Source organism: Streptomyces sp. GC420 (assembly GCF_009916105.1).
In the GTDB taxonomy this organism is placed as follows: domain Bacteria; phylum Actinomycetota; class Actinomycetes; order Streptomycetales; family Streptomycetaceae; genus Streptomyces.
This window is the reverse complement of sequence record NZ_JAAAXQ010000377.1, coordinates 1-7,312: the sequence shown is the minus strand read 5'-3', so window position 1 is coordinate 7,312 and position 7,312 is coordinate 1. Positions and strand designations below refer to the sequence as shown.

At 75.2% G+C, this 7,312-nt stretch carries 8 protein-coding genes and 1 pseudogene; 5 read left to right on the top strand and 4 right to left on the bottom strand.

Going from position 1 to position 7,312, the window contains the following annotated elements; all coding sequences use genetic code 11:
• Window positions 1-33 precede the first annotated feature (33 nt).
• Window positions 34-416: pseudogene (locus tag GUY61_RS31580) on the top strand (DUF1360 domain-containing protein); the annotation flags it as partial.
• A gap of 363 nt (window positions 417-779) precedes the next feature.
• On the opposite strand, the gene GUY61_RS31575 reads toward GUY61_RS31580, so the two are convergent.
• Entirely contained in the window at window positions 780-2,138 is a 1,359-nt protein-coding gene (locus GUY61_RS31575; RefSeq protein WP_208106700.1) for a glycoside hydrolase domain-containing protein, read from the bottom strand.
• 603 nt (window positions 2,139-2,741) lie between these two features.
• On the opposite strand from GUY61_RS31575, the gene GUY61_RS31570 reads away from it, so the two are divergent.
• The 4 genes from GUY61_RS31570 (at window position 2,742) to GUY61_RS31555 (ending at window position 5,212) form a co-directional block, all read left to right on the top strand.
• On the top strand, window positions 2,742-3,875 hold the full coding sequence (locus GUY61_RS31570; protein ID WP_166633665.1) for a molybdopterin-dependent oxidoreductase: 1,134 nt from the start codon (window positions 2,742-2,744) through the stop codon (window positions 3,873-3,875).
• Window positions 3,872-4,315 carry a hypothetical protein gene (locus GUY61_RS31565; RefSeq protein WP_313896960.1) on the top strand — a complete coding sequence of 148 codons (444 nt, stop codon included), beginning with the start codon at window positions 3,872-3,874 and terminating at the stop codon, window positions 4,313-4,315. The genes GUY61_RS31570 and GUY61_RS31565 overlap by 4 nt, the downstream gene beginning before the upstream one ends.
• A 66-nt stretch (window positions 4,316-4,381) precedes the next feature.
• Window positions 4,382-4,786, top strand: coding sequence for a GntR family transcriptional regulator (locus GUY61_RS31560; RefSeq protein WP_166633664.1), 405 nt, complete (start codon window positions 4,382-4,384; stop codon window positions 4,784-4,786).
• A 144-nt stretch (window positions 4,787-4,930) separates the two neighbouring features.
• Entirely contained in the window at window positions 4,931-5,212 is a 282-nt protein-coding gene (locus GUY61_RS31555; RefSeq protein WP_243766894.1) for a DUF4387 family protein, read from the top strand.
• On the opposite strand, the gene GUY61_RS31550 is transcribed toward GUY61_RS31555, so the two are convergent.
• From GUY61_RS31550 to GUY61_RS31540, 3 genes are read right to left on the bottom strand one after another with little or no spacing between them, the layout of a single operon-like run.
• Window positions 5,190-5,876: a methyltransferase domain-containing protein gene (locus tag GUY61_RS31550; RefSeq protein ID WP_166633663.1), complete on the bottom strand. Its 687-nt coding sequence runs from the start codon at window positions 5,874-5,876 to the stop codon at window positions 5,190-5,192. The genes GUY61_RS31555 and GUY61_RS31550 overlap by 23 nt on opposite strands.
• Entirely contained in the window at window positions 5,873-6,505 is a 633-nt protein-coding gene (locus GUY61_RS31545) for a DUF2064 domain-containing protein (protein ID WP_313896959.1), read from the bottom strand. The genes GUY61_RS31550 and GUY61_RS31545 overlap by 4 nt, the downstream gene beginning before the upstream one ends.
• Window positions 6,502-7,185 (bottom strand): glycosyltransferase family 2 protein, encoded by a 684-nt coding sequence (locus GUY61_RS31540; RefSeq protein ID WP_313896961.1) that lies wholly within the window; start codon window positions 7,183-7,185, stop codon window positions 6,502-6,504. The genes GUY61_RS31545 and GUY61_RS31540 overlap by 4 nt, the downstream gene beginning before the upstream one ends.
• Window positions 7,186-7,312: the final 127 nt, after the last annotated feature.

Sequence of the window (7,312 nt, the reverse complement as noted above, 5' to 3'; positions counted from 1 at the left end):
ACCCGGAACGAGAATCAGGAGCGGGCGCATTCGATGAGCACGGCATTCGCAGACCGCGCCGCGGGACCCGTGCGCCGTCTTCTGCGGCCCACGCGGCGCGGCTGCTCGGCCGGGCGCGAGCGGCCGCTGGGCGGCTGTGCGGCGGCCATGGCCGGGTTCGGCGCGTACACCGCGGCGTGGGCCACCGCCGTACGGCTGAGCGGCCGGCCGCTGCCCGACCGGCCGGAGTCGTGTGACGTGGCCCTGACGGCCGTCGCCACGTTCCGGCTGAGCCGGCTGCTGAGCAAGGCCTCGGTGACCAGCCCGCTGCGTGCGCCCTTCACCACGTGCGCGGGCCCCCAGGGCCCGCCGGGCTGCACGAGGAGCCGCGCGGAGGCGGGAAGGAGACGGTGGGCGAGTTGCTGACGTGTCCCTTCTGCCTGAGCGTGTGGGTCGCCTCCGCCCTGACGGCCGGCCAGTTGCTGTGGCCGCGCGGTGCTCCAGCCCGAGCAGCCGCCGCGAGATCAGCGTCCGGCTGGCCGACGAGGAGGGGCCGCGATGAGCAGCGGCGACTCCGACCCGGATCGTGCCCCGCGGGCCGCGCCCGGGCGGCCGGCTCACCCCGCACGGCCGGGAGCGGCTCGGGGGCAGTCCGTTCGGCGACGGAGCCGCCCCTCCGCCCGTGCCGCCGTCGGAGGAGGTGCCGCCCGCCGGCCGGGCCGACGCCGGCCGGGCCGAGGCGGGCTGAGCGGCCCGGACCCGGCGGCGTCCGTGGAGCCGGGGGGCGGCGCTCGTGCCGGTCAGCAGCGCGGCACGGGCTTGCTGTACGTCGTGGAGCTGGGTGTGGCCACGTAGTTGTCGGACACGTAGTGCCCGTTGTCCAGCCGGTCCCACACCGGTGTCGTGCCCACCTTGGTGCCCGGCCGCTGGCAGGTCGTCCAGGCCAGCGCCCCGCCGGGCGAGTTGCCGACGACGGCGTACGTCGTTCCCGGACCGCTGCGTTCGCTCAGTCCGCCGGCCGCCTTCACCTGGTACGGATAGGCGCAGCGGGGGAGCGGGGCGCTGTAGCCGGTGTCCGACGGAGTGCTGACGTAGCGGTCGGTGACGTAGCTGCCGTCGGCAAGCTTGTTCCACACCGAAGTGGTACCCACCTTGGAGCCCGGCGCCTGGCAGACGACGCTCAGCGAGGCTCCGGCGGGGTACGACTTGACGCTCCCGTAGCTCGTGGAGGGGCCGCTGCGGGCGTTCAGGGGGGTCGTGCTGGTCACCTTGTACGGATGGGCGACGGTGGCGACCGGGGCGTCGAGCCGGTCGTTGTCGATGTTGAGAGTGACACCGCCGTACGTCTCGTCGTGGCTGCCGCGGTACTGCTTGGCCCGCTGGTGCACCGCCCACTTGGAGTCGGAGACGCCCGCCCAGCCCTTGAGCGAGTCGGCACCGTCGTAGCGGGCGACCCACAGCGCGTCCGGCCTGGCGAACGAGGTCGAGGTGTAGACGTCGGAGAGGTGCTTGGCGCCGTTGTTCAGGTTCATGTAGACGCCGGAGAGGTATCCGCGCCGGTGCAGTTCCCTGGTCCAGGCGGAGAGATACGTCAGCACGGCCGTGCGGCAGCTCGAGACGGTCGTGTCGTAGTGCTCGATGTCGTTGTAGAAGGCGCTGCCGGGCAGCATCCCCCTGGCGGTGGCCTGGGCGACGGCGTCTGCCGCCGCGGCCGTGCCCTGGCTCGCAGCGCGGGCGGGGTCGATCTTCTCGTCCGTGGGGCGGGCGCCGCACGGTGGCTGGAGCCCTTTGTAGATGGGCAGCAGGCGCCACTTCAGACTCGACACCCCGGCGACCCAGCCGGCCGTCAGCTCGGGCTGGGCGCAGGTGCGGTTGACACCCCCGATGTAGACCCCGAGCGCTCGGTACGGTGAAGCGTTCCACGCCTTGACGGCGGACAGGGGCGGCGCGGTGCAGGTGTCGAAGGCGAGACCGGTGTAGCGGGTCGCGGTGGCTCCGGAGGGGAAGGCCACCGTCGTGTGCGGCTCCGCCGCGGCGGGCGGGGCCAGTGCGGCCGAGGCGGTGATGGAGCACAGGGCGGCGACGGAGAGTACGGCGAGCCGGTGGCGGCGTTGCTTGCGGAACATGACGTCCCCCAGGAAGGCGGTCGAGCGGGGCACTCCAACGTGGAACCGTTCGGCGCCCCAGCGCAAGCGTTCTGACGGAGTGTCCTGTGACGGCCGCTCCGACGGCCCTGGACCGGCGGAACTTGTCACGCTGGAGAACCTCGTCACCTACGCGCTCCCGACGCTACTCCCGGATGTGCCCCGCGAAGCCCCTGACGGCCTTGGAACAGGCGGCGCGACAGTTCTCACGGCGCCGCCTCCCGTCACCCGTCCTCGGCGACACGCCAGTTCGCGGCCACCGTGATCCGGCCCGCCACGACCGGCGTCGCCGCACGCCGGACGGACCCTGCGCGGCGACCGTGCGGCGCACGCGAGCAGTGGTCGGCAGCCCGCGTATCGGCAGGGGAGCCGGCGGGCCGGACGGCGGACCGGTCTTGCGGACGGTGGGGAGGAGCGCGGCCGTCGGCCCCCGCCAGGAGGACGGCGGTACGCCCGCACGGGAGTCCATCACGGGCCGGCTCAGCGGTCGGCTTCAAGCCCCGCTGCCGGGCCCGCTTCGCGGCCGGCGCCGCGGGGAACGGGCTCCGGCATCCGTGTCCGCGTTTCGTAAGGGGTCCGGCCCCTCCAATCCGGCCCGACCGGCGGTGTGATGGGGCCATGAAGCCACTACTCGGTCTGCCGGTGTTCTCGGGCAGACTGCACGACGCCCGCACGGCGACGGCGATCGGCCGCCCGCTCGGCCTCGCCGTGGCCGTCTGCTTCCTCACCGGGATCGTCAGCCACGTCCTTCAGCGCCCGCCCGGCCTGGCGGCGGACGTCCTGCCGAGCCGCCCCGCGTGGGGATACCGGTTCACCCAGGGCCTGCACGTGGCGAGCGGCATCGCCGCGATCCCGCTGCTCCTGGCGAAGCTGTGGACGGTCTACCCGCGACTGTTCGCCCGGCCGCCGGTGCGCTCGGTGCGGCACGCCCTGGAGCGGCTGTCTGTGGCCGTGCTGGTCGCCGCCGCGTTGTTCGAACTGTTCACGGGACTGCTCAACACCTTTCAGTGGTATCCGTGGCCGTTCTCCTTCGTGCCGGCCCACTACGCCGTCGCCTGGCTGCTGACGGGCGCGCTCCTGCTGCACCTCGCCGTCAAGGCCCCCGGGATCAGGGCACACTGGCGGCGCCGTTCGGCCGGTACGCTCGCCCTGCCGGCGGAGGACGAGCCGGACCGCCGCTCGCTCCTGCTCGGCGTCACGGCGGCCGTCGGAGCGGTGACCCTCACGACCGTGGGCCAGAGCCTCACCCCCCTCAAGCGCTTCGACCTGTTCGCCGCGCGCCATCCCGATCACGGCCCGCAGGGACTCCCCGTGAACCGTACGGCCGCCGCGGCCGGCGTCGCGGGGCTCGTCGCTGCGGACTGGCGGCTGACCGTCTCGGGACCACGCCCGTACGAGCTGACGCTCGAGGAACTGCGGGCCATGCCCCAGCACGAGGTGACCCTGCCCATCGCCTGTGTCGAGGGATGGAGCGCGTCCGCCCGCTGGACCGGCGTACGCGTGAGGGACCTGCTGGAACGGGCCGGCGCCGGCGCGGACGCCGGGGTGCGTGTGGTGTCGCTGCAGCGCCGGGGAGCGTACCGGGTCACGGAGATGGGCCGGACCTACGCCCACGATCCCCTCACACTGCTCGCGCTGCGCCTGGGCGGCGAGGTCCTCTCGCCCGACCACGGGTTCCCCGCCCGCGTCATCGCCCCCAACCGGCCCGGGGTGCTCCAGACCAAGTGGGTCGGCCGGCTGGAGGTCCTGTGACCGGGCGGATCCTGCTGGGCTCGCTGGGCGTGGCCCTGATGGGCTTCGGCGCGGTGCTGCTGTCCGGGCTCCGGGACCCGCTGTCCGTCCTGGTCTGGCTGGCCGGTGGGATCGTGCTGCACGACGCCGTCCTCGCGCCCCTCGTCCTGGGCGCCGGGCTGCTGCTCGCGAGCCTGCCCGCCCGGCGTACCGTGCGCGGGGCGCTGATCGTGGCGTGCAGTCTGACGCTGGTCGCCCTGCCCCCGCTGCTGCGCCCCGGCAGGAGGGGCAACGCCTCGGTCCTGCCGCTGGACTATCCGCGCAACTGGCTGCTCGCCCTCACGGCGGTGGCGGTCGTGACCGCCGGGCTCGTGCTCGCGCGCCGGCCGGGGCGGCGCCGCCCCGGCCGGCGCGCGCCAATCGGACCGCCCGTCGAGCGGGGCGCAGACCGAACGGGCTGAACCAGCGTGATCTCCACCTCAGCCCTCATCAACTGTTTGCCTATAGCAGCGGGCAGCCTTGCGCCCATGCAGAGTGAGACCCTCGGGCCGATGGAGACGACATCGCTCGCCGACCAGGCGTACCGGCGCCTGCGCGAGGCCGTTCGCGAGGGCGTCCTCAGGCCGGGGGAGAAGATCACCGAACGCGACCTCGCAGGGCGCCTCGGTGTGAGCCCCACCCCCGTGCGCGAGGGCCTGCGGCAGCCGGTGCACGAGAAGGTCGTGGAACGGGTCGGTCCCCGTTCGCTGCGGATCGCGGATCCCTCGGCGGCCACGCTCTCGGAGATCGTGGAGGCCGAGGTGCGGCTGTCCGCGCCGATGGCCCGCCCCGCCGCCCGCAACGCCACCGCCGGCCGGCTGACCGAACTGGTGCAGCTCCTCGACAAGGCGGACCGTCTGGTGGCCGGCCCTCGAAGACGCCCGCGCCGGTGACGGCGGGGACACACTCGTCGCGGACCGGCTGGCCGAGGTCTTCGCCTGATCTACTCCGACCAGCCCGCCCGGCGCCTGGAGGCCCACTTCGACGAGGGACGCATCCGGCCGCTCGCCCACGCGCCCCGCATCGACCGGGATCTGTTGTGCCATGACCGGGCCGCGTACGACGCGCTCCCGGCAACCGGTTTCCTGACCAGGGAGCTCTTCGCGTCGCTGTACGGGGCCGATCCGGAGCAGATCCTCCTCGTCGCCCACCCTGGCTCTCGCGGCGAAGGTCTCCCTGCCGCGCCCGTCGTCCAGGGCGACCTGCGGGACGGCGACTGCTACGCGGGGCAGCAGTACGCCCCCTCATGGAAATGCGGCCGCCCGATCCGCCCGCCTGACACCGCGCGTGCCGGCGTCACCCGCGGCGCAGCGCCATGAACACCCGGCCCGAGGCCGTCCACTCCCCGGCCGCCGTCCAGCCGCCGGCCCCGGCGTACCCGCGCAGCGCGGGTACGCCGACCCGCGCCCACGGAAAGGCGGTGCCCCGCGTGGAGCCGCCCCGGCCGTCGTCGACACGCACCTGGACGCGCTCGTCCAGATCGAGCGGCGAAGCCTCCACCAGCAGGACGCCGTCCGTCCGCACCAGCCGGGCGACACGGTCCAGCAGCTCGGCCGGGTCGCCGCCGATTCCGATGTTGCCGTCGACGAGCAGGGCCGTCCCCCAACGGCCCTCGCCCGGCAGCGTGTCGAACACCGAACTGCACAGGGCGCTGCCGCCGGACCCGACCGTGCGGGCCACGGCGACCGGGCTGACGTCGATGCCGAGCGCCGGGGTGCCCAGCGCGCCCAGCGCCGCCACCAGGCGGCCGGGCCCGCACCCTATGTCCAGCACCGAGCCGGTACAGCGGCGCAGCACCGTCATGTCGGCCGCGTCGGCCTCGGCGCACCAGCGCTCCACCTCCAGGGGCAGCAGCCAGCCGTCGGCGCGCCGCAGGAACAGCGGTCCACGGCCTCGGCGCAGCGCCTCGGCGTAGGCGCCCTCGTCCCGCCAGGCCGGGGCGGGCCGCGGCACGGCGTGCCGTACAGATCCGGCGGTCCTCATCGCACCCCGGTCCCGGACAGGCGCGCCACGAGCGCCGCGAACCTGGTGTGCGGCGCCTCGGCGGCCACCAGGCGCGCGTCGTCGGCGGTGTCGACGTCCCGCAGGAGCGGCAGTTCGCGCACCGAGAGCCCGGCGCCGGCCAGCCGCCGCCGCTGCGCCGCGCCGGTCTCCGGCACGGACATCGGCACGCCCCGCAGCAGCTCCGGGTCGGGGGCTGCCAGGCCGAGCGCCCAGAAGCCGCCGTCGGCGGCGGGACCGAACCAGGCGTCGCACCCCCGCCAGCCGCCCGGTCGAAGCGCAGGGCCCAGGAGCCCGGCCGTGAGCTGGGGTGTGTCCATGCCGACGAGCAGCGCGGGCCCCGTGCACAGCCCGAACGCGGCGGCCAGCCGCTCGTCGAGCCCGCCGCCCGACTGGGGTACGACCTCGATGCCGGGCGGCGCCCAGGGGCCGGGACTGCCGTCGAGGACCAGGACGCGCCGCCGGGCCGGGGCCGCCAGCACGGCCAGGAGTGTGTCGGTGAGCGCCGCCTCGGCGAGCCGGGCCGCCTCCCGCGGTGTGTAGGGCGGGGTCAGCCGGGTCTTCACCCGGCCGGGCACCGGCTCCTTGGCGATGACGAGGAGCGTGGTCACCGGGCGCCCTCCGCGGGTTCGTCCGCGAGCACCCGGCTCATGTCCCGCACCGCCTGCCAGGTCCCCCGCCAGGTGCCCGTGACCTTGGACTTCCCGGCGCGCGGGAGATAGGGCACATCCCGTTCGCACACCCGCCAGCCGGCGTCACGGGCCCGGACCACCATCTGCAGCGGATAGCCGCTGCGGCGGTCGGTCAGCGCCAGGTCCAGCAGCGCCTCGCGTCGTGCGGCGCGCATCGGTCCGAGGTCGTGCAGGCGCAGGCCGGTGCGCCGGCGCAGCATCAGCGCCAGCGCCAGGTTCCCGGCGCGCGCGTGCGCCGGCCACGCTCCCGGGCCGCGGGGGCGGCGCCGGCCCAGCACCAGATCGGTGCCGCCGTCCGCCACCTCGCGCACGAAGCCGGGCAGCAGGCCGGGGTCGAGGCTGGCGTCGCAGTCGCAGAAGCAGACGATGTCGGCCTCGGAGGCGAGCAGCCCGGCGTGGCACGCGGCACCGAAGCCGCGGCGCGGCTCGCGCACCACCGTGGCCCCGAGCGCGCGGGCGATCTCGGCCGAGCCGTCGGTGGAGCCGTTGTCGACGACGACGGCCCGCCAGCCTGCGGGGACGCGACGCAGGACCCACGGCAGGGCCTCGGCCTCGTCGAGGCAGGGCAGCACGACGTCCACGGTCACGTCGCCGGGGATGCCGGGCCCGTCCGTGCGGCGCGGGGCGCCTTCCGCGGCAGGCCCGCTCACGCCGTTGGGCGAGTGCCGCACGGGGAGGGGCGGTTCGGGGGAGGTGGGACGGCTACGGAACACGGATGCCCTCACC

What these genes read in the sequence shown, in the direction of transcription:
- GUY61_RS31570 (WP_166633665.1), top strand. Translation starts at nt 2,742, where the DNA reads ATGAAGCCACTACTCGGTCTGCCGGTGTTCTCGGGCAGACTGCACGAC.
- GUY61_RS31560 (WP_166633664.1), top strand. Translation starts at nt 4,382, where the DNA reads ATGCAGAGTGAGACCCTCGGGCCGATGGAGACGACATCGCTCGCCGAC.
- GUY61_RS31550 (WP_166633663.1), bottom strand. Translation starts at nt 5,876, where the DNA reads ATGAGGACCGCCGGATCTGTACGGCACGCCGTGCCGCGGCCCGCCCCG.